The 21,383-nt window shown below is 68.3% G+C and carries 18 protein-coding genes; 1 reads left to right on the plus strand and 17 read right to left on the minus strand.

Annotation, left to right across the window (positions count from 1 at the left end):
* Window positions 1-58 precede the first annotated feature (58 nt).
* Together secA and BLT45_RS13560 are read right to left on the minus strand one after the other, a co-directional pair.
* Window positions 59-2,812, minus strand: coding sequence for a preprotein translocase subunit SecA (gene secA, locus BLT45_RS13555; protein ID WP_093300969.1), 2,754 nt, complete (start codon window positions 2,810-2,812; stop codon window positions 59-61).
* 174 nt (window positions 2,813-2,986) lie between these two features.
* Window positions 2,987-3,937, minus strand: coding sequence for a M23 family metallopeptidase (locus BLT45_RS13560; protein ID WP_093300972.1), 951 nt, complete (start codon window positions 3,935-3,937; stop codon window positions 2,987-2,989).
* 8 nt (window positions 3,938-3,945) lie between these two features.
* On the opposite strand from BLT45_RS13560, the gene BLT45_RS13565 reads away from it, so the two are divergent.
* Complete coding sequence (locus tag BLT45_RS13565; RefSeq protein ID WP_093300974.1) at window positions 3,946-4,413, plus strand: DciA family protein; 468 nt, start codon at window positions 3,946-3,948, stop codon at window positions 4,411-4,413.
* A gap of 201 nt (window positions 4,414-4,614) precedes the next feature.
* On the opposite strand, the gene lpxC is transcribed toward BLT45_RS13565, so the two are convergent.
* The 15 genes from lpxC to mraZ form a co-directional block, all read right to left on the minus strand.
* On the minus strand, window positions 4,615-5,529 hold the full coding sequence (gene lpxC / locus BLT45_RS13570) for a UDP-3-O-acyl-N-acetylglucosamine deacetylase (protein ID WP_093300977.1): 915 nt from the start codon (window positions 5,527-5,529) through the stop codon (window positions 4,615-4,617).
* A 218-nt stretch (window positions 5,530-5,747) separates the two neighbouring features.
* Window positions 5,748-6,974, minus strand: a complete 1,227-nt coding sequence (ftsZ, locus tag BLT45_RS13575) for a cell division protein FtsZ (protein WP_093300980.1) — start codon at window positions 6,972-6,974, stop codon at window positions 5,748-5,750.
* An 84-nt stretch (window positions 6,975-7,058) separates the two neighbouring features.
* Window positions 7,059-8,294, minus strand: coding sequence for a cell division protein FtsA (ftsA, locus tag BLT45_RS13580; RefSeq protein ID WP_055940270.1), 1,236 nt, complete (start codon window positions 8,292-8,294; stop codon window positions 7,059-7,061).
* Entirely contained in the window at window positions 8,291-9,067 is a 777-nt protein-coding gene (locus BLT45_RS13585) for a cell division protein FtsQ/DivIB (RefSeq protein ID WP_093300983.1), read from the minus strand. The genes ftsA and BLT45_RS13585 overlap by 4 nt, the downstream gene beginning before the upstream one ends.
* A complete protein-coding gene (locus BLT45_RS13590) occupies window positions 9,067-10,026 on the minus strand; it encodes a D-alanine--D-alanine ligase (RefSeq protein WP_093300986.1) in 960 nt (319 codons plus the stop codon). Before BLT45_RS13590 ends, BLT45_RS13585 begins: the two co-directional genes overlap by 1 nt.
* The gene (gene murC / locus BLT45_RS13595; protein WP_175455881.1) at window positions 10,023-11,474 is read right to left on the minus strand and encodes a UDP-N-acetylmuramate--L-alanine ligase; all 1,452 of its coding nucleotides are present in this window, start codon (window positions 11,472-11,474) and stop codon (window positions 10,023-10,025) included. The genes BLT45_RS13590 and murC overlap by 4 nt, the downstream gene beginning before the upstream one ends.
* Entirely contained in the window at window positions 11,474-12,574 is a 1,101-nt protein-coding gene (gene murG / locus BLT45_RS13600; protein WP_175455853.1) for an undecaprenyldiphospho-muramoylpentapeptide beta-N-acetylglucosaminyltransferase, read from the minus strand. The genes murC and murG overlap by 1 nt, the downstream gene beginning before the upstream one ends.
* Window positions 12,571-13,869: a putative lipid II flippase FtsW gene (ftsW, locus tag BLT45_RS13605; RefSeq protein WP_093300992.1), complete on the minus strand. Its 1,299-nt coding sequence runs from the start codon at window positions 13,867-13,869 to the stop codon at window positions 12,571-12,573. The genes murG and ftsW overlap by 4 nt, the downstream gene beginning before the upstream one ends.
* Window positions 13,869-14,954, minus strand: coding sequence for a phospho-N-acetylmuramoyl-pentapeptide-transferase (gene mraY / locus BLT45_RS13610; RefSeq protein ID WP_093300994.1), 1,086 nt, complete (start codon window positions 14,952-14,954; stop codon window positions 13,869-13,871). Before mraY ends, ftsW begins: the two co-directional genes overlap by 1 nt.
* The gene (gene murF, locus BLT45_RS13615) at window positions 14,944-16,323 is read right to left on the minus strand and encodes a UDP-N-acetylmuramoyl-tripeptide--D-alanyl-D-alanine ligase (RefSeq protein WP_093300997.1); all 1,380 of its coding nucleotides are present in this window, start codon (window positions 16,321-16,323) and stop codon (window positions 14,944-14,946) included. The genes mraY and murF overlap by 11 nt, the downstream gene beginning before the upstream one ends.
* Entirely contained in the window at window positions 16,320-17,804 is a 1,485-nt protein-coding gene (locus tag BLT45_RS13620) for a UDP-N-acetylmuramoyl-L-alanyl-D-glutamate--2,6-diaminopimelate ligase (protein WP_093300999.1), read from the minus strand. The genes murF and BLT45_RS13620 overlap by 4 nt, the downstream gene beginning before the upstream one ends.
* Window positions 17,801-19,648 (minus strand): peptidoglycan D,D-transpeptidase FtsI family protein, encoded by a 1,848-nt coding sequence (locus BLT45_RS13625; RefSeq protein ID WP_093301002.1) that lies wholly within the window; start codon window positions 19,646-19,648, stop codon window positions 17,801-17,803. Before BLT45_RS13625 ends, BLT45_RS13620 begins: the two co-directional genes overlap by 4 nt.
* On the minus strand, window positions 19,645-19,908 hold the full coding sequence (gene ftsL / locus BLT45_RS13630; protein ID WP_093301005.1) for a cell division protein FtsL: 264 nt from the start codon (window positions 19,906-19,908) through the stop codon (window positions 19,645-19,647). The genes BLT45_RS13625 and ftsL overlap by 4 nt, the downstream gene beginning before the upstream one ends.
* The gene (gene rsmH, locus BLT45_RS13635; protein WP_256385846.1) at window positions 19,905-20,873 is read right to left on the minus strand and encodes a 16S rRNA (cytosine(1402)-N(4))-methyltransferase RsmH; all 969 of its coding nucleotides are present in this window, start codon (window positions 20,871-20,873) and stop codon (window positions 19,905-19,907) included. The genes ftsL and rsmH overlap by 4 nt, the downstream gene beginning before the upstream one ends.
* Window positions 20,870-21,316, minus strand: coding sequence for a division/cell wall cluster transcriptional repressor MraZ (mraZ, locus tag BLT45_RS13640; RefSeq protein WP_056878016.1), 447 nt, complete (start codon window positions 21,314-21,316; stop codon window positions 20,870-20,872). Before mraZ ends, rsmH begins: the two co-directional genes overlap by 4 nt.
* Window positions 21,317-21,383 lie beyond the last annotated feature (67 nt).

Here is a 21,383-nt window from a genome sequence, read left to right on the forward strand (position 1 = left end):
TGAAAAAGCGGAAAGCCGCGCGGTGCGCGGCTTTCCGGAGTGTCGCGGATGCCCTGGCTTACGCCAGCTGGCCGTGGCAGTGCTTGTACTTCTTGCCGCTGCCGCACGGGCACGGATCGTTGCGGCCGACCTTGGGGGCATCGCGATGCGCCGGCATCGGGCCGGACTGCACGTAACCGCCGCCCTGCAGGGCCGCAGCCTGCGCCTGTTCCGCCTCTTCGTCGGCGCCGTAGCCGCCGGCGTCCTGATGCTGGAACTGCATCTGGCGCGCCTGCGCCTCGGCCATCGCGCGCTCCTGGGCTTCCAGCTCGGCGACTTCCTCTTCGCTGCGGATGCGCACGCGCGAAAGCAGGGTCACGACCTCGCTCTTCACGCGCTCCAGCATGCCGGAGAACAGCTCGAACGCTTCCTTCTTGTACTCCTGCTTGGGCTGCTTCTGCGCGTAGCCGCGCAGATGGATGCCCTGGCGCAGGTAGTCCATGCGCGCCAGGTGCTCCTTCCAGTTCTTGTCGAGCACGGTCAGCATGATGTGCTTCTCGAGCGCGCGCATGGTCTCGTCGCCGATGACCTGCGCCTTCTCGGCGAAGTGCGCATCCATGCCTTCCTGCACGCGGCGCTCGATGGCCTCCGCATCCAGCTCCTCGGCCTCTTCGCGCCAGCGGCCCACGGGCAGCAGCACGCCCATTTCCTCGCCCAGCTCGCGCTCCAGGCCCGGCAGGTCCCACTGGTCGTCCACCGAATTCGGCGGCACGAAACGGCCCACCAGTTCGGCCACCACGTCGCCGCGGATACCGTCGATGTTCTCCTGCACGGAGTCGGCTTCCAGCAGTTCGTCGCGCTGGGCGTAGATCACCTTGCGCTGGTCGTTGTTGACGTCGTCGAAGTCGAGCAGGTTCTTGCGGATGTCGAAGTTGTGGGCTTCCACCTTGCGCTGCGCCTTCTCGATCTGCCGGCTGACCAGCTTGTCCTCGATGACGTCGTCTTCCTTCATGCCGATCAGCTTCATCGCCTTCTGGACCCAGTCCGAGGCGAAGATGCGCATCAGGTTGTCTTCCAGCGACAGGTAGAAGCGGGACGAGCCCGGGTCGCCCTGGCGGCCCGAACGGCCGCGCAGCTGGTTGTCGATGCGGCGGGACTCGTGGCGCTCGGTGCCGACGATGTGCAGGCCGCCGGCGGCCTTCACTTCCTCGTGGCGCTTCTGCCATTCGGCCTTCACCGCGGCGCGTGCGGCGTCGTCGGCTTCTTCGCCCAGCGCTTCGTACTCGGCCTCCAGCGAACCGCCCAGCACGATGTCGGTACCGCGACCGGCCATGTTGGTGGCGATGGTGATCGCGCCCGGCCGGCCGGCCTGCGCGACGATGTGCGCTTCGCGCTCGTGCTGCTTGGCGTTGAGCACTTCGTGCGGGACGCCGGCCTTGTTGAGGAAGTCGGACAGCATTTCCGACGTCTCGATCGACGTGGTGCCGACCAGCACCGGCTGGCCGCGCTGGTAGCACTCCTGGATGTCGGCCAGCACCGCTTTGAACTTGCCCTGGCGGTTGAGGAACACCTGGTCGGGCGAATCCTTGCGCACGGTCGGGCGGTTGGTCGGGATGACGATCACTTCCAGGCCGTAGATGCTCTGGAACTCGAACGCTTCCGTATCGGCCGTGCCGGTCATGCCGGACAGCTTCTTGTACATGCGGAACAGGTTCTGGAACGTCACGCTGGCCAGCGTCTGGTTCTCGCGCTGGACCGGCACGCCTTCCTTCGCCTCGACCGCCTGGTGCAGGCCGTCGGACCAGCGACGACCCGTCAGGGTGCGGCCGGTGAACTCGTCGACGATCACCACTTCGCCATCACGCACGATGTAGTCCACGTCGCGCTGGTAGATGGCATGCGCGCGCAGCGCGGCATTGAGGTGATGGACGACCGACAGGTTGTTGGCGCCGTACAGCGGTTCTTCTTCGCTGATGATCCCGGCCTTGAGCAGCAGTTCCTCGGCGTGCTCCATGCCCGCTTCGGACAGGTGCACCTGCTTGCCCTTCTCGTCGACCCAGTAGTCGCCTTCGGCTTCCTCGTTCTCCTGCTTGATCAGCTGGGGCACGATGCGGTTGACGCGGATGTACAGCTCGGGCGACTCGTCGGCCGGGCCGGAGATGATCAGCGGGGTGCGCGCCTCGTCGATCAGGATGGAGTCCACTTCGTCGACGATGGCGTAGTGCAGGCCGCGCTGGAAGCGGTCGGCCTTCGACATCGCCATGTTGTCGCGCAGGTAGTCGAAGCCGAATTCGTTGTTGGTGCCGTAGGTGATGTCGGCGGCATAGGCGGCGTGCTTGTCGCCATGCGGCATGCCCGGGTAGACCACGTCCACCGTCAGGCCCAGCCAGTTGTAGAGCTTGCCCATCCAGGCCGAGTCGCGGCGGGCGAGGTAGTCGTTCACGGTGACGACGTGCACGCCCTTGCCTTCCAGGGCGTTGAGGTAGGTGGGCAGCGTGGCGACCAGGGTCTTGCCCTCGCCGGTGCGCATTTCGGCGATCTTGCCCAAGTGCAGCACCATGCCGCCGATCAGCTGCACGTCGTAGTGGCGCATGCCCAGCACGCGCTGGCTGGCTTCGCGGCAGACCGCGAACGCCTCGGGAAGGATCTTGTCCAGCGCCTCGCCGTTGCGGATGCGTTCCTGGAACTCCGGTGTCTTCGCCTTCAGCTGCTCATCGGTGAGCTTGTGCAGCTCCGGCTCCAGGGCATTGATCTTGTCGACGATGCGTTGCAGCTGCTTGAGCAGGCGCTCGTTGCGACTGCCGAAGACACGGGTAAGCAGGTTGTTGATCATGTAAGGAACCGGATGGGAAAAGGACGCCGGGGCGCCGCGCTGGCGGCAGGCCCAAAATGAAACAGGGCGCAAGGCGCCCTGTCTGGCAACACCGTATTGTAGCTTGGGGCGCCGCCGGGGGAATCAAGGCCGGCGATAGGACCGCCGGTTCCCCGTTTGGTTCCTCAGGCAGCCTCAGCCGCGCTTGATCTGCCCGACCGGCGTGGGGCCCTCGCCCAGGAACTGGCGCGGATTGACCACGCGCCCGTTCTCCCACACTTCGAAGTGCACGTGCGCACCGGTCGACCGACCGGTGGAGCCGGCCTTGGCCACTTCCTGGCCTACGCGGACCAGATCGCCGGCCTTCACCACCAGGCGCGAGTTGTGCGCGTAGCGGGTGACGTAGCCGTTGCCGTGATCGACGTCGACGACATTGCCGTAGCCGCCCTTCACGCCCGCGAAGCTCACCACGCCGTCCGCGACCGCCAGCACCGGGTCGCCCACGGCCGCCTTGAAGTCGATGCCCTTGTGGTACTGGCCGCCGCCGCCGAACGGGTCGGCACGGCCACCGAAGCCGGACGTGATGTAGCTGTTGGCGATCGGCATGCGGCCCGGGGTCGCGTTCTTGTCGAGCTCGCGATTGAACAGCAGCGCTTCCAGCACGGACAGCTGGCGACCGGACGCGGCGAACTGCTGCTCCAGCTTCTCTACGCCCGCCGTGAGTTCCGCCGGCTTCATGTCGTAGGACACGTCGTTGCCGCCGACGCCCACCGGCTCGTTGAAGTCGAATTCGCCGTCCTGCAGCTGGCCCACGCGGGTCAGGCGCTCCCCCAGGGCGTTCAGCCGGTTGGCCTGCGCCTGCAACTCGCCCAGGCGGGCGGCCATGGCGTTGATTTCCTGCTGGGCGCCGCGGCGCACCTGGTCCAGTTCGGCGTCGCGCTGGCCGGCTTCGGCCTGCAGCAGCGACACCTGGCCCATCCCGACGGCGCTCCGCCCACCCACACCGACCAACAGGCCGGCGGCAGCGAGCACCGCGGCGCTGGCGAGGGGGCGCGCGTGGAACGCGAGGCGGATACGGTACGCACCATGGGCGGACGCGTGGGCCCACCAGGTAAGCGAATTGTTTACGATGGTCTTAAAGCTCATAAATACCGATGTCTGATTCGAAGTCCAAGCCGCGCCGCGCCGGCATCGCGCAACCTGCCCTGCAGGCTGCCCTGACGGATGCCGCCACCGACCCGGTGCGTCGTGCCCTATGGCTCGACGCCTTGGAACAGCAGCTTCGCCCCTGCCTTCCGCCTGCCCTGGCGCCGCATTGCCGATTGGCGAACGTGGCGGGCAAACGGCTCGTTTTTATCGTCGATTCCCCCGTCTGGCATGCCAGGCTCCGCCTGGCCGCACCCGAGCTGATCAACGTGGCCCAATCCATCGGACTGGCGGTCACCGAAGTCACCGCCAAGACGAGCCCCGCGCCGCTTTCTAAGCCTGCGCATGACCCGGTCGTACCCGTATCGGAGGCTTCCCGCAGAGGGCTGCAAGCGGCCCTCGACCTCCTGTCCACCCCGGACTCCACCGGTGCGCCCCCCCCTAAGGGAGGTCATCGTGGGGGGCGGAAAATTTGACCCGGCCATCACGAAGGACGGGGCATGGTACCGGCCACCGCCTGTCGGGTCGTTATCCAAAGGTTAGGAAAATGTTATTTCCGGACCCAAAATCTGACCCAGTTCACATTTTCGCGAAGGCGTAACCATTCGCACACCACCGCGTGATCGCGGTAGGAAACCGGGCGACAACAGGCTCACCGTCCGGATCGGACGGGCGTCTCAGACCGCCAGTGCAGGCGTCGCATAGGTGACCGGCGAGGGCGCGATGCCGTTTTCGAAGGTCACTTCTTCCCACGCCGAGGTCTCGGCCAGCAGGGCACGGACCAGCTTGTTGTTGAGCGCGTGGCCGGACTTGAAGCCCTCGTAGGCGCCCAGGATGGGGCGGCCGGCGAGGTAGAGGTCGCCGATGGCGTCCAGGATCTTGTGGCGGACGAACTCGTCCGTGTAGCGCAGGCCGTCCTCGTTGAGCACGCGGAACTCGTCCAGCACGATGGCGTTGTCCATCGAACCGCCCAAGCCCAGGTTGCGCTCGCGCATGTATTCCAGGTCGCGCATGAAGCCGAACGTGCGCGCGCGCGCGACTTCCTTGATGTAGGCGCCGGCGGAGAAGTCCACTTCGGCACGCGACTGCGAGGCCGGGATCATCGGGTGGTCGAACTTCACCGTGAAACCCAGCTTGAAACCGTCGTACGGCTCGAAGCGCGCCACCTTGTCGCCCTCAGTGACTTCCACCGGACGGGTGATGCGGATGAAACGTTTGGGAGCGTCCTGCTCGGCGATGCCGGCGGACTGGATCAGGAACACGAACGGACCGGCCGAACCGTCCATGATCGGCAGCTCGGCCGAGGACAGCTCCACATAAGCATTGTCGACGCCCAGGCCGGCCATGGCCGACATCAGGTGTTCGACGGTCTGCACCTTGGCGCCTTCGCAGGTCAGGCCGGTGCACAGCGTCGTCTCGGTGACCAGTTCGGCGCTCGCGGGGATCTCCACCACCGGGTCCATGTCGATGCGGCGGAACACGATGCCGGTGTCGACCGGCGCCGGACGCAGCGTCATGTAGACCTTCTCGCCGCTATGCAGCCCCACGCCCGTCGCGCGGATCACGTTCTTGAGGGTGCGTTGCTGGGCCATCGGGAGGGGTCGCAGGTGTGGGGAACCTTGGCGGGGCAGCGAGAATATCACGCAATTCGCTGAATCTTAACGAAAGAACCGCTCTGTCCCATGGCTGAAACACCGGTCTGCTAAGGCGTTCCGGAAAGGGCTGCCGGGCCGGTGGGCCCGGCAGCAAAGGGACATGGCGTTGTACTGCGAGTACGGCACCCTCCCCTCGCGGGGAGAGCTTCCATCGGTCAGTCGGCCTGGCGGCGCAGGAACGCCGGAATGTCCAGGTAGTCCGACGGCAGGTCCGCCGACACCGGCGCGGACGCCGGCGCAGACGGCGCGGGCGACGCCGAACCGCGGCGCAGGCCCAGGCCGCTGGTGGCCGCACCGATCGGATCCATCGAGAAACCGTCGTCGATCGGCATGCCGGTGGTCGCATCGCGGACCAGCTTGATCGGCGCACGCATCGGCTCGCGCAGGTCGCTGCCGCGGCCGACCGGCTGGCGGGCGGCGTTGCGGTTCAGGCCGGTGGCCACCACGGTCACGCGCACTTCGTCCTGCATATCCGGGTCCAGCACGGTGCCGACCACGACGGTCGCGTCTTCCGAGGCGAACCCTTCGATGGTGCGGCCCACTTCGTCGAACTCGGCCATCGTGAAGTCCGGACCGGCGGTGATGTTGACCAGGATGCCGTTGGCGCCGTTGAGGTTCACGTCGTCCAGCAGCGGGTTCTGGATCGCGGCCTCGGCAGCGGCCTGCGCGCGGTCGTCGCCGCGGGCGCTGCCGGTACCCATCATGGCCAGGCCCATCTCGCTCATCACGGTGCGCACGTCGGCGAAGTCGACGTTGATCAGGCCGGGACGGACGATCAGGTCGGCGATGCCCTGCACGGCGCCCAGCAGCACGTCGTTGGCGGCGCGGAAGGCCTGGATCATCGTCGCGTTGCGGCCCAGCACGGTGATCAGCTTCTCGTTCGGGATGGTGATCAGCGAGTCGCAGTGGTGGCTCAGTTCCTCGATGCCCTTCAGCGCGACCTGCATGCGGCGGCGGCCTTCGAACGGGAACGGCTTGGTGACCACGGCCACGGTCAGGATGCCCATCTCCTTGGCCAGCTGCGCCACGACCGGCGCGGCGCCGGTGCCGGTGCCGCCACCCATGCCCGCGGTGATGAACACCATGTCGGCGCCGTCCAGCGCGTCGATGATGCGCTCGCGGTCTTCCAGCGCGGCCTGGCGACCGACTTCCGGATTCGCGCCCGCGCCCAGGCCCTTGGTGACGTTGCTGCCGAGCTGCAGCTGCAGCTTGGCGCCGCAGTTCTTGATCGCCTGCGAATCGGTGTTGGCGGTGATGAACTCAACGCCGTCCACGCTGCCGTTGACCATGTGCGCCACGGCGTTGCCGCCGCCGCCGCCCACGCCCACGACCTTGATCACCGCATTCGGGGCCATCTTTTCAACCAGTTCGAAATGTGCCATGTCCTTGTCCTCGTTTATTTAGTTATGTGCTGCTGGTGGAACGAACGTCGTGACGCCTACTCGACTCGCGGAATGCCGCCCTGCTCAGAACTCGCCGCGATACCAGTTCTGGAGTTTCTTGAACCAGCTGCCCGCCTTGCCCGTAGGCAGCGACGGACGCCGGGGATGTTCGATCTGGCTGCCCATCAGCAGCAGGCCGACGCCAGTGGCATGCACCGGATTGCCGACCACTTCGCCCAGGCCGGTGACGTGCTGCGGGATGCCGACGCGCACGGGCATCTGCAGCATCTCTTCGGCCAGCTCGACCACGCCTTCCATCTTCGCGGCGCCGCCGGTCAGCACCATGCCGGCGCGCACGCGTTCCTCGAAGCCCGAGCGGCGCAGTTCGGCCTGCACCATCTCGAAGATCTCCTCGTAGCGCTGCTGCACGGCCTGCGCGAGCGCATGGCGCGGCAGGCGACGCGGCGGACGGTCGCCCACGCTGGGCACCTGGATGCTTTCCTCGGCCGTCGCCAGCTGGGCCAGCGCGCACGCATAGCGCACCTTGATCTGCTCGGCTTCGGGCGTCGGCGTGCGCAGCATGTGCGCGATGTCGTTGGTGACCTGGTCGCCGGCGATCGGCAGCGAGGCCGTGTGGCAGATCGCGCCCTGCACGAACACCGCCAGGTCGGTGGTGCCCGCACCCATGTCGACCAGCACCACGCCGAGCTCGCGCTCATCGCTGGTCAGCACCGCCACGCTGGAGGCCAGCGAGGAGAAGATCAGGTCGTCGATCTGCAGGCCGCAGCGCTGCACGCACTTGCTGATGTTGGCCGCGGCGGACTGCGCGCAGAACACCAGGTGCGCGTCCACTTCCAGGCGCACGCCGGTCATGCCGACCGGATTGCGGATGCCTTCCTGCGAGTTGTCGAGCTTGTACTCGCGCGGGATGGCGTGGAGGATCTTCTGGTCGGCCGGGATCGCGACGGCCTTCGCTGCTTCCAGCACGCGGTCCAGGTCGCCCCAGGTCACCTCGCCGTCGCGGATCGGCACGATGCCGGGCGAATTGCGGCACTGCACGTGGTTGCCGGAGATCGAGGCGTAGACCGAGCGGATCTCGCAGCCGGCCATCAACTCGGCCTCCTCGATCGCGCGCTGGATCGACTGCACGGTGGATTCGATGTCCACGACCACGCCGCGCTTCAGGCCGCGCGACTCGTGCGAGCCGATGCCGATCACTTCGATCGGATTGCCCGGGGCGTATTCGCCGACCAGCGCCGTCACCTTGGACGTGCCGATATCCAGCCCGACGATCAGCGATTTGTCACCCTTGCGATTCATGTCCTGCCCTGCGAATGACCGCCTGCGGCCGCAACCGGCGCAGGCAGCGATGGAGTTTCCGTATGCGGCGTCCGCGGGGCGTCGCCCCAGCTGAGCGCGAAGCCGTTCGTGTAGCGCAGGTCCGCGCGCAGCAGGGGCTGCGCCTGCGCGGCCAGCAGCTGCGGCAGCATCCGCGCGAAGCGGCCCAGGCGCGGGCGCGCGTCGGTGCGGCCGACCACCACTTCGGTGCCGTTGCCTAGCAGCAGCGACCAGCTGCCGCGCGCATCCATCACCAGCGTGGTGACGTCAAGCCCCATCGGCGCGAACAGCTGCCGCGACTCGTTGTACAGCGCCGTCACTTCCTGCACCTGCGACTCCGGCCCGCCGAGTTGCGGCAGGTCCAGCGTCGCCAGTTCCTTCGGCATCGGGAACAGACGTCCGTGCTCCGACAACAGCTTGTCCTTGCCCCAGCGCGCGAACGGCTTGTGCTCGATCACGCGGATCTCCAGCACATCCGGCCAGCGCTTGCGCACTTCGGCGCGCTCGACCCACGGAAGGCGCTCGACCGCGTGCTTGGCATCGTCCAGGCGCACCGCGAAGAAGCCGCGCTTGGCGTGCGGCAACACGACCTCACGCAATTGCGCCGTGTCCACGCGCGCGAACTCGCCCTGCACGCGCAGCTTGCTCAGCGGCCAGCGGTCCGCGCCGATCCAGCCGTTCACGACGGCTACGACCGGCAGCGCGACCAGGGCCAGCGCGAGCAACCAGGCGACGATGCGCAGCGCGGCGTTCATCAGCCCGCCACCTCCGGCACCGTCTGTTCGAGGATGCGCCAGCAAAGGGCTTCGAAACCGATGCCGATCTTCGCCGCGGCCTTCGGCACCAGCGAATGACTGGTCATGCCGGGCGCCGTGTTGACTTCCATCAGCATGAAGCGGCCGTCGGCGTGGCGCATGACGTCCACGCGTCCCCAGCCGCTGCAGCCGGCCGCGCGGAAGCCCGCCAGCGCCAGCGCGCGGATCGCGGCCTCGTCGTCGGCATCGTCCAGGCCGGGGCACAGGTACTGGGTGTCGTCGGCGATGTACTTGGCGTGGTAGTCGTACCAGTCGCCGGCCGGCACGATGCGCACCGACGGCAGCGCCACATCGCCGAGGATGCCGACGGTGAATTCGCCGCCGGTCAGCATCTGCTCGGCCAGCAGTTCGCCGGCGTAGGTGCTGGCGAAGGCCTGCGCCGGCGCCAGGTCGTCGTCGCCCATCAGGCGGAACACGCCAACGCTCGACCCCTCGGCGGACGGCTTCACGAACACCGGGAAGCCGAGCGCGCGCGCGGCAGCGGCCAGATCGCCGCCAGCGGGAATGCGTTCGAAGCGCGCGGTCGGCAAATCTGCGGCTTCCCACACCTGCTTGGTGCGGATCTTGTCCATCGTCAGCGCGGAGCCGAGCACGCCGGGGCCGGTGTACGGCACACCCAGCGATTGCAGCAGGCCCTGAAGCACGCCGTTCTCGCCGTCGCCGCCGTGCAGGATGTTGAACACGCGGTCCACCTTGCCCGCGCGGATCGCTTCGATCAGCGCCGGGATGCCATCCACGGCGAACGCCTGCACGCCGCGCGACCGCAGCGCGTCGAGGACGTTCTGACCGGAATTCAGCGACACCTCGCGCTCGCTGGACACGCCGCCCAGCAGCACCGCCACGCGGCCGAAACGGGCGGGGTCATCGAAGCGCGGCGCGGGCACGGTGACCTGCGTCATGCGCCCTCCCGGGAGGTGAACCCGTGCGAGGCGATGTGCTGCGACATGTGCCCGATGTCGCCGGCGCCCATCAACAGCAGCAGGTCGCCGTCCTGGAGGACGTCGGGCAACACGTCGACCAGGTCGCTGACCTGGCTGACGACGACGGGTTCGTTGCGGCCCCGTGCGCGGATGGCACGCGCCAGCGACTTGGAGTCGGCACCGGCGATCGGTTGCTCGCCCGCCGGGTACACCTCGCTCAGCACCAGCGCGTCTGCTTCCGACAGCACGGCGGCGAAGGCATCGAACTGGTCGCGCGTGCGGCTGTAGCGGTGCGGCTGGAAGGCGACGACGAGGCGCTTGTGCGGCCAACCGCCACGCGCCGCAGCGAAGACCGCGGCCAGTTCCTTCGGATGGTGGCCGTAGTCGTCGACCAACTGCACGCGCGCGCCCTGCGGCGTGGCGATCTCGCCCAGGTCGTTGAAGCGGCGGCCGATGCCGGCGAACTTCTCCAGCGCGGCGGCGATGTTCTCCGGCGACACGCCCAGCTGCCAGCCCACGGCAGCCGCGGCCAGCGCGTTCTGCACGTTGTGGCGGCCCGGCAGCGCCAGGCTGACGCGGATGCTGGCGTCTTCCGGCAGGCGCAGAGTGAAGTGCATGCGTCCGCCTTCCTGCTCCACGTCCTCGGCGCGCACGTCGGCGTTCTCGGCGAAGCCGTAGCTCATCACGTGGCGCGGCGTATCGGCGGCGATGGCCGCGACTTCCGGATCGTCGATGCACAGCACGGCCAGCCCGTAGAACGGCAGGCGCTGGAGGAATTCGGCGAATGCGGCCTTCACGCGCTCGAAGTCGTTGCCGTAGTTCTCCAGGTGATCGGCATCGATATTGGTGACGATGGAGATCAACGGATTCAGGCGCAGGAAGCTGCCGTCGCTCTCGTCGGCCTCGGCCACCAGCCACTGGCCGTCGCCGAGCTTGGCGTTGGCACCCGCCGCCAACAGCTGGCCGCCGATCACGAAGGTCGGATCCAGGCCGCCTTCGCTCAGGATCGCCGCCGCCAGGCTGGTGGTCGTGGTCTTGCCGTGCGTGCCGGCCACGGCGATGCCGCGACGGAAGCGCATCAGCTCGGCCAGCATCGCGGCGCGCGGCACGATGGGAATGCGCTGGCTGCGCGCTTCCATCAGCTCGGGGTTGTCGTGCTTGATGGCGCTGGAGACCACCACGCAGTCCGTGCCCAGCACGTTGGAGGCGTTGTGGCCGCGCATCACCCGCGCGCCCAGCGACGCCAGGCGACGGGTCGCCGCGTTGTCGGCGTTGTCGGAGCCCGACACTTCGTAGCCCAGCGTGCACAGCACCTCGGCGATGCCGCTCATGCCGGAACCGCCGATGCCGACGAAGTGCACCCGGCGGAATGCCTGAGCCAGGTTGCCGGTGTGTTGCAGGCGGCGCTCGCGTGCAGCAGCCATCATCATGCCTGCGTCCTCATTTCGATTGCTTCCTCAAGAATGATGTCGGCGATGCGGTCGGCCGCATCGGTCTTGGCCAGCGTGCGCGCGGCCTCGGCCATCGACAGGCGCGTGGCCGCATCACCTGCCAGACGGCGCAGCGTGGCCGCCAGCGCATCGGCCAGGGCGTCGTCCTGCTTCAGCAGCAAGGCGGCACCGCGCTCGACCAGGTATTCGGCGTTGCGCGTCTGGTGGTCGTCCACGGCCTGCGGGAACGGGACCAGCACGCTGCCCACGCCCACGGCGCACAGTTCGGCCAGCGTGGAGGCGCCGGCACGGCAGACCACCAGGTCCGCCCACGCGTACGCGGCGGCCATGTCGGTGATGAAGGCTTCCACGCTCGCGGTGACGCCGGCATCGGCGTAGGCCTTGGCGGCTTCGTCGCGCAGCTTCTCGCCGCACTGGTGGCGTACGTCGACGCCGCCCGCGGGCAGCGTGGCCAGTGCGCGCGGCACGGCCATGTTCAAGGCGCGGGCGCCCTGGCTGCCGCCGAGCACCAGCAGGCGCAGCGGGCCTTCGCGGCCGGCCAGGCGCGACGCCGGCGGCGCGACCGTGGCGATCTCTTCGCGCACCGGATTGCCGACGACTTCCTCGCGACCCGGGAACGCGCCCGGGAATCCCGACATGATCCGGCGCGCCACCTTGGCCAGCATGCGATTGGTGAAACCGGCCGCACGGTTCTGTTCGTGCACCAGCAAGGGCGTTCCCATCAGGCGGGCCGCGACGCCACCGGGACCCGATGCGAAGCCGCCGAAGCTGACCACCGCGCGCGGCGCGCGACGGCGCAGCACGAAGCCCGCCGCGCGGATCGCGCGCAGCACGCGTACCGGCGCGCCAAGCAGGGCCAGCTTGCCCTTGCCGCGCAGGCCGCTGATCGCCAGCGTGTCCAGGTCGATGCCGTGCTGGGGCACCAGGCGCGTCTCCATCGCCCCGTCGGCGCCCAGCCACACGACGGGCACGCCGCGCGCGCGCAGCACCTTGGCCACGGCGAGCGCGGGGAAGATGTGGCCACCGGTGCCGCCGGCCATCATCATCACGGGAGCGGAGGACGTCGCGTGCGTCATGCGATCCTCTCGAAGGTCGGCTCGACGCGCGTGCGCAGGCGGCTGGTGCCGCGCAGCTTCTCGGACAGCGAGGGCGCCGGCTGCGGCGCGACATCGGCAGGCGCCCGCGCTTCGCCCGCCGACGGCGAGGTCTGCAGTGCTTCGCCGCGCAGCGCGACCTGGCGCTGGGTGCGCTCCAGTTCGTACGACACGCGCAGCAGCAGGCCCATCGCCACGCAGGTCATCAGGATGCTGGAACCACCCGAGGAGATCAGCGGCAGGGTCAGGCCCTTGGTCGGCAACAGGCCGAGGTTGACACCCATCGAAACGAAGCTCTGCATGCCGATCCACAACGCCACGCCGAACGCGACGTAGCCGGCGAAGTGGCGGCGCATCTCCACGCAGCGCAGGCCGATCACGAAAGCACGGCCGACCAGCAGCGCGTACAGCGCGATCACCAGGCAGACGCCAACGAAGCCGAGCTCCTCGCCGATCACCGAGAAGATGAAGTCGGTGTGCACTTCCGGCAGGTAGTTGAGCTTGAGCACGGAGCCGCCGAGGCCGATGCCGGACCATTCGCCGCGGCCGATCGCCATCAGGGCGTTGGTCAGCTGGTAGCCGCTGCCAAAGGGATCCGCCCACGGATCGGAGAATGACGTCAGGCGACGCATGCGGTACGGCTCGGCGATCGCGATCACCGCCAGGATCGGCAGGCCGACCAGCACCGGGCCGAACATGCGCGGCATGTTCACCCCGCCCAGCACCAGCATGCCGGCGGTGATCGCCAGCAGCAGCGAGGACGAACCGAAGTCGGGCTGCATCAGCAGCAGCGCGACCAGCAGTACCACCACGCCCAGCGGCTTGAGCATCGCAGCCCAGGTCGCGTTGACCTCGTCGCGGAAGCGCACCAGGTAGCTGGCCAGCCAGACGATGAAGAAGACCTTCACCACCTCGACCACCTGGAAGTTCGACACGCCCAGGTTGATCCAGCGGTGCGCGCCTTTCACGCTGACGCCCAGGCCCGGCACGAACACCATCAGCAGCAGCACCACGCAGCCGAGCAGCAGCAGATGGTTGCGCGCCTCGATGCTCTTCAGTTCCGTGCGCGTCACCCACCAGGCCAGACCCGCGCCCGCGACCAGGAACATGCCGTGGCGGATCAGGTAGTAGAACGGATTGCCATGCTGGTAGATCGACGCCGACGCGACCATCACCACGCCCAACGACGCCAGCGCCAGCATGGCGCCGAGCAACCAAGGGTCGAAGCGGCCCCCGATGGCTTCCAGTCGCGTCGCTTGGCGTGGCGTGTCGTTCATCAACGGACCTTCAGCGTGGCCAGGCCGACGAGGACGAGCACGACGGAGATGATCCAGAAGCGCACGATCACGCGCGGCTCGGGCCAGCCCTTCAGCTCGAAGTGGTGGTGGATCGGCGCCATCCGGAACACGCGCTTGCCGGTCAGCTTGAACGACGCCACCTGGATCATCACCGAGAGCGTCTCGATGACGAAGATGCCGCCCATGATCACCAGCACCAGCTCCTGGCGCACGATCACGGCGATGGTGCCCAGCACCGCGCCCAGCGCCAGCGCGCCGATGTCGCCCATGAACACCATCGCGGGATAGGTGTTGAACCACAGGAAGCCCAGACCCGCGCCCGCGATGGCCGCGCAGATGATGGTCAGTTCGCCCGCGCCCGGCACCTGCGGGATCTGCAGGTAGCTGGAGAACACCGCATTGCCCGACGCGTATGCGAACACGCCCAGCGCGCAAGCGACCAGCACCGTCGGCATGATCGCCAGGCCATCCAGTCCGTCGGTCAGGTTGACCGCGTTGGAGAAGCCGACGATCCAGAAGTACGCGATGGCCACGAAGCCGATCCCGGCCAGCGGCATGGCGATGGACTTGAAGAACGGCACATAGAACGTGGTCGCCGCCGGCACGTCGGCGTACAGGTACAGATACAGGCCGGCGGCCAGGCCGAAGATCGACTGCAGCAGGTACTTCCAGCGCGACTTCAGGCCATTGGGGTCGCGACGGACGATCTTGATCCAGTCGTCGTACCAGCCGATCACGCCGAAGCACACCATGACCAGCAATACGACCCACACATACTTGTTGCGCAGGTCGCCCCACAGCAGCACCGAGGCCGCCACAGTGATCAGGATCAGCGCGCCGCCCATCGTGGGCGTACCCGCCTTGGAGAAGTGCGACTGCGGACCGTCCTTGCGGATCGGCTGGCCGCCCTTCAGCTGGCCGAGCTTGCGGATCACCGCCGGGCCCAGCCACAGCGAAAGCGCCAGCGACGTCAGCGCGGCGAGGATGCCGCGGAAGGTCAGGTAGCCGAACAGGCCGAAGAAGTTCTCCAGGCTCTGCAACCAGCGAGCCAGTTCAAGCAACATGCGGTTTGTCCTCCCCGGTGGACAGCAAGGCGGCGACGATCCGGTCCATCGCGCTGCCGCGCGAGCCCTTGACCAGACAGCGCACGCCGGCCCGCAGCTCGGCGCGCAGCGCGTCGGTCAGCGAGGCGTGATCGTCGAATGGATGCGCGCCCTCGCCGAAGGCGGCGGCGGCGGCGGCGCTGAGCGGCCCCAGCGTGTACAGGCGGCGGATGCCTGCGCTCTTCGCGCGGCGGCCGGCCTCGGCGTGCAGCGCTTCGGCGTCAGCGCCCAACTCGCGCATGTCGCCCAGCACCAGCCAGCCCTCGCCCTGCGCCTGCGCGCTGGCCGCCGCCAGCGTGTCGATGGCGGCCATCAGCGAACCCGGGTTGGCGTTGTAGCTGTCGTCGATCACCACCGCGCCATTGGCCAGCGTGCGCGCAACCTGGCGGCCGGCGACGGGCTGCGCGGCGGACAGGCCCTCGGCGATCGTCGCCAGCGACACCCCGCACGCGATCGCGACGGTTCCCGCCGCGAGGGCGTTCAGGACGTTGTGGCGGCCCGGCAGATGCAGGCTCACCGGCACTTCCCCGTGCGGCGCGACCAGCACGAAGTCGGTTCCTTCGGCGGTCGGGCGCAGCGCGCGCGCCGTGATGTCGGCGGTCGCCTCCAGGCCGAACCGCAGGATGCGGCGGTCCGGCACGCGGCTGGCGAAGTACTCCGCGAAAGCATCGTCGGCATTGATCACGGCGGTGCCGTCGGCCGGCAGCGCTTCGTAGATCGCGCCCTTGGTTTCGGCCACGCCCATCAGCGAGCCCATCCGCTCCAGATGGGCCGCGGCGATGTTGTTCACCAGCGCCACTTCCGGGGTCACGATGTCGGTCAGGTACGCGATGTCGCCCGGCTTGCCGGCGCCCATCTCGTAGACCGAGAAATCGGCGTCGTCCGGCGCATCGATGACGGCCATCGGCAGGCCGATCTCGTTGTTGCGGTTGCCGGGGTTGAAGTAGGTGACACCCGCACGCTGCAGGATCGCCACGACCAGCGTCTTCACCGTCGTCTTGCCGTTGCTGCCGGTGATCGCCACGGCTTTCTCGACGCGATCGCGCTGCAGGCCGGCCGCGATCCGCGCCAGCGCCATCAGCGTATCCGGCACCACCACCTGGGGTACGTCGACCTTCACTTCGTGATCGACCAGCACCGCCGCCGCGCCGCGCATGGAGGCGTCATAGGCGAAATCATGGCCGTCGAAGCGCTCGCCGCGCAGCGCGATGTACAGGCTGCCCGGCACCAGCGTGCGCGTGTCGTGCGTCAGCGAACCGATCACCAGATCGTCGCCGAGCAGTTCGCCGCCCGCCCAGTGCGCCAGCAGGGAAAGGGGAAGGCGCTTCATGCGCGCTCCTCCAGGGCCTTGCGTGCCACGGCCGTGTCGTCGAACGGATGCTTCACGCCCTGGATGTCCTGGTAAGGCTCATGGCCCTTGCCGGCCACCAGCACGATGTCGTCGGCACCGGCCAGCGCGATGGCGTGGGCGATCGCCAGGCCGCGGTCGCGCTGCACCGTCGCGGTTTCCGGCCGGGCGAAACCGGCCAGGATGTCGGCGACGATGCGGTCGCCGTCTTCGGTGCGCGGGTTGTCGTCGGTGACGATCACGACATCGGCCAGGCGCTCGGCGATCTCGGCCATCTGCGGGCGCTTGCCCGCATCGCGGTCGCCGCCGCAACCGAACACGCAGACCAGGCGGCCTTGGACGTGATCGCGCAGGCTGGCGAGTGCCTGTTCCAGGGCGTCGGGCGTGTGTGCGTAATCGATCACCACCAGCGGCCGACGCTGGCCGGACGCATCGGTGTCGCCGCCCAGGCGGTTCATCCGGCCATGGATCGGCAGCAGGCGCGACAGCGTGCGCGCGATCTCGGACGGCGTATCGCCGAGCGCATGCAGCGTACCGGCCACCGCCAGCAGGTTGTCCACGTTGAAACGGCCCAGCAGGCGCGACTGCACCGGCTGCCGCTCCTCGCCGACCACCAGGTCGAACGCGATGCCGTTGCCATCCAGGCGCAGCGCATCGGCACTGACCGCGGCCTCGACCTGGCCGCGCGAACTCACGCCCACGCGCTGCAGGCCATGCGGCAGGCGGGCGAACAGTTCACGACCGTAGGCGTCGTCGAGATTGACCACGCCCGCTTTCAGACCGGTGCGGAAGAACAGCAGCGACTTGGCGGCGCCGTAGCGCTCCATGTCGCCGTGGTAGTCCAGATGATCGCGGGTGAGGTTGGTGAACACGCCTACGTCGAAGTGCACGGCATCCACACGACCCTGGTCGAGCGCATGCGAGCTGACTTCCATCGCGACGGCCTTCGCGCCCGCATCGCGGAACTGCGCCAGTAGCGCATGCATCTGCAGCACCAGCGGCGTGGTGAAGCCCGTGGGCACCACTTCTCCGTACATGCCGGCGCCGAGCGTGCCGACCGTGGCGCAGCGGACGCCGCGCAGATGCCAGGCCTGCGCCAGCAGCTGCACCGTCGAGGTCTTGCCGTTGGTGCCGGTGACGCCGACCATCTTCATGTCCTGCGACGGCGTCGCGTGGAAACGGTCCGCCATCGCGCCCATGCGCGCACGCAGACCCGGCACCGGGATCGCATCGCGCGGGGCCTCCAGGCCATCGGGTACCGGCGGCTCGAACAGCACGGCGCTGGCGCCGTTCTCCTTCGCCTGCACGGCGAAGTTCAGGCCATGCGCGCCGAAGCCGGCGATCGCGACGAACGCGTCGCCGGGCTGCACGGCACGGCTGTCGAGGGTCAGGCCGCGCACGACGATGTCGCGCGGCACGTCCACATCGGGCAGCAGCTCGGCAAGGGCCATCATCCGCCTCATCGCGCCGCTCCGGTTGCCGGCAGCGAAGCGTGCGGCGCGTCGAAGGCGGAAGGATCCGTCGTATCGACCGCGTCGTCGACGATCGGCGCCGGCGCGGGTGCGGCTGCCACGCCATTCGGCTTCTGCGTGTTCTTGGCCTGCGCGGCCAGCCAGGTCTCGATGTCGTCCGGCGGCACGTCCATCAGGCGCAACGCGCCATCCATCACATCGTGGAACACCGGCGCGGCGACCAGGCCACCGTAGTAACCGCCTTCCTGCGAATCGTTGATCACCACGACCGCGGCGAAGCGCGGGTTGCTGGCCGGCACCAGGCCGGCGAAGAACGAGGCATAACGGCCTTTCGCGTAGCCGCCGCCGGACGCGATGCGGGCGGTACCGGTCTTGCCCGCCACGCGGTAGCCCAGCACCCCGGCGCGCTTGGCGCCGCCCTGGGTCACCACGGTTTCCATCATGCCTACGACCTCGTGCGCGATCGCCGGGTCCAGCACCTGCGGCGCTTCGCTGCGCTGGCCCTTCACGAACGTCGGCGTCACCAGCCTGCCGCCATTGCCCAGCGCCGAGTAGGCGCGCGCGATCTGCAGCGGCGTCACCGCGAGGCCGTAGCCGTACGACATCGTCGCCTTCTGCAGGCCGTTCCAGCGATCCGGCGGCGCGAGCACGCCGGCCGATTCGCCCGGGAAACCGCTGCCCGGCTTCTGCCCGTAGCCGAAGCTGTGGATGCTTTCGTAGAAGTAGGCGTTCTGCAGCTTTTCCGCGATCTTGATCGAACCGATGTTGGAACTCTTGGTGATGACGCCCGTGACGGTCAGCACGCCGTTGTTCCGGGGCACATCCCGGATGGTGTAGCGGCTGTTCAACGCCATGTAGCCGGGATTGGTGTTGATCAGCGTGGAGGGCGTGACCACGCCGGCCTTCAGCGCCGTCGACACGGTCAGCGGCTTCATCGTCGAACCCGGCTCGATCATGTCGGTCAGCGCGCGGTTGCGGCGCGCATCCGGCTTCACGCGTTCGATCGCGTTCGGGTTGTAGGTCGGCAGGTTGACCATCGCCAGCACTTCGCCGGTGACCACGTCCATGATCACGATCGAGCCGCTGCTGGCCTGGTGCTCGAGCAGGGCGTTGCGCAGCTCACGGTGCGCGAGGTACTGGATGCGGCGATCGATGCTGAGCGTCAGGTCCTTGCCCGGCTGCGCGGAGCGGATCAGGTCGACGTTCTCGACGATGCGGCCGCGGTTGTCGCGGATCACCTTCTGCGCGCCCGGCGTGCCGCTGAGCCATTCGTCGAAGGCCAGCTCCAGCCCTTCCTGGCCGCGGTCGTCGATATTGGTGAAACCCAGCACGTGGGCCATCGCCGGCCCCTGCGGATAGAAACGACGGAACTCGCGCTGCGAGAACACGCCGGGGATCTTGTGCGCCAGGATCTTCTGCGCCTCGTCCGGATTGATCCGGCGCTTGAGGTACAGGAATTCCTTGTCGGCCTTCTGCGACAGGCGGTTGGTCAGGTGGTCGAGCGGCACGCCCAGCGCCTGCGCCAGCTCGGGCAGGCGGTCGGGCGCCTTCAGCAACTCCTGCGGGTTGCCCCACACCGACTCCACCGGCGAGGACACCGCCACCGGCTCGCCATTGCGGTCGGTGATCATGCCGCGCGAGGTCGGGATCGGAATCTCGCGCAGGAAGCGCGCATCGCCCTGGCGCTGGTAGAAGTCGTGGTTGATCAGCTGCACATACGCCGCGCGCCCGACCAGGCTGATGGAGCACAGGCCCATCGCACCCAGCACCAGGGCCAGGCGGCCACGCAGGTTGAAGCGGGCGCGGTTGCGGTTCTTGGCCGGCGCGGCGTTCATGGGCGCACCACCACGATGTCGGCCGCTTCCGGCGACTTCATGCCCAGGCGCACGCGTGCGATCTGGTCGATGCGGGTCGCTTCCGCCACCGTGGCCTGCTCCAGCTGCAGGCGGCCGAACTCGACGTTCAGTTCGTCGCGCGCGCGTTCGAGGCGGGTCACTTCGTCGAACAGCACGCGGTGGCGATGGCGCGCATAGACCACGCCGATCGCCGAAGCGATCGCGGCCAGTACGAGGACGATCATCAGGAAGCGGCTCATGCGGCCACCTCCAGCTTTTCCGCCACGCGCAGGACGGCGCTGCGGGCGCGGGGGTTGGAAGACACCTCGTCGGCGTCGCCCTTCTGCCCGCTGCCGATGGCCCGCAGCGTGGGGACGAACTCGATCGCGACGGGCAGCCGGCGATTGGCCGGCGGTGCCTTGGCGTGCTTGTTGATGAACTGCTTGACGATGCGGTCTTCAAGCGAATGGAAGCTGATGACCGCCAGACGGCCACCGGCCTTCAACCGCGCCAGCGCCGCATCCAGTCCGGCTTCCAGATCCGCCAGTTCGCGGTTGATGTGGATGCGGATGCCCTGGAAGCTGCGGGTGGCGGGATGGATCTTCTCGCCGCGCGGCATCACCGATGCGATCACGGCGGCCAGGTCGCCGGTGCGGGTGAACGGCTGGGTGGCGCGGCGGGCGACGATGGCGCGCGCGATGCGGCGGCTCTGCTTCTCTTCGCCGTAGGTCCACAGCACGTCGGCGATCTCGCGCTCGTCGGCGCGTGCGATCCATTCCGCTGCGCTCTCGCCGGACTCCGGGTCCATGCGCATGTCCAGCGGACCGTCCTTGCCGAAGCTGAAGCCGCGCTCGGCGACGTCCAACTGCGGCGACGACACGCCCAGGTCCAGCAGCACGCCATCCAGGCCGGCGGCGGTTTCATCCCACTGCGCGAGCGACGCGAAGCTGCCGCGGAAGATCGACACGCGCGCATCGCCCGCGAACGTCTGTTCGGCATGCGCGATCGCGTCGGGATCCTTGTCCATCAACAGCAGCCGGCCTCCCGGGCCGAGTTGTTGCAGCACGCCGCGCGCGTGGCCTCCGCGCCCGAAGGTGCCGTCCAGGTACGTTCCGTCCTCTTTCACCTGCAGCCCTTCCATGACCTGCGTGTACAACACCGGCAAGTGCAGCGCTGGGAGGTGACCGGCCGGCGCGGACTGCCGCTTGCCGTCACCCTTGCTCACAAGCGCAGCTCGAGCATGTGTGCGCTCAGATCGTCGTCGGTGAGGGTCTGACGGATCTGCGCGTGGTGCGCCTGCTCGCTCCAGAGCTCGAACTTCTCGCCCATGCCCAGCAGCACCGCCTTCTTCTCGATGCCCACCGCACTGCGGTGGCTGGCGGGGATGCTGATGCGACCGTTGCCGTCCAGTTCCACGGGGGAGGCCGCACCGATGAGCTTCAGTTGCAGGCTGCGGTGGGCGCGCTGGGTGCTGGGCAGCTTGTTGACGTCGTCGCGGACGCGCTGCCAGACCTTTTCGGGATACAGGTACAGGCTGCCGGCTTCGAACGGGTTGTAGGTGATCACCAGGCGGTTGCCGCAGTCGCGCGCGACGACATCGCGGTACGCGGTGGGCACCGCGAGCCGTCCCTTGTCGTCCACTGTGATGGCGGTCTCACCTTGAAACACAACCCCTGCCCTTCGATCTGCCGCTGGACGGTCATTGAACCACGAAAAACCACTAAAACCCGGGTTT

This window comes from Pseudoxanthomonas sp. CF385 (assembly GCF_900104255.1).
Lineage (GTDB): Bacteria > Pseudomonadota > Gammaproteobacteria > Xanthomonadales > Xanthomonadaceae > Pseudoxanthomonas_A.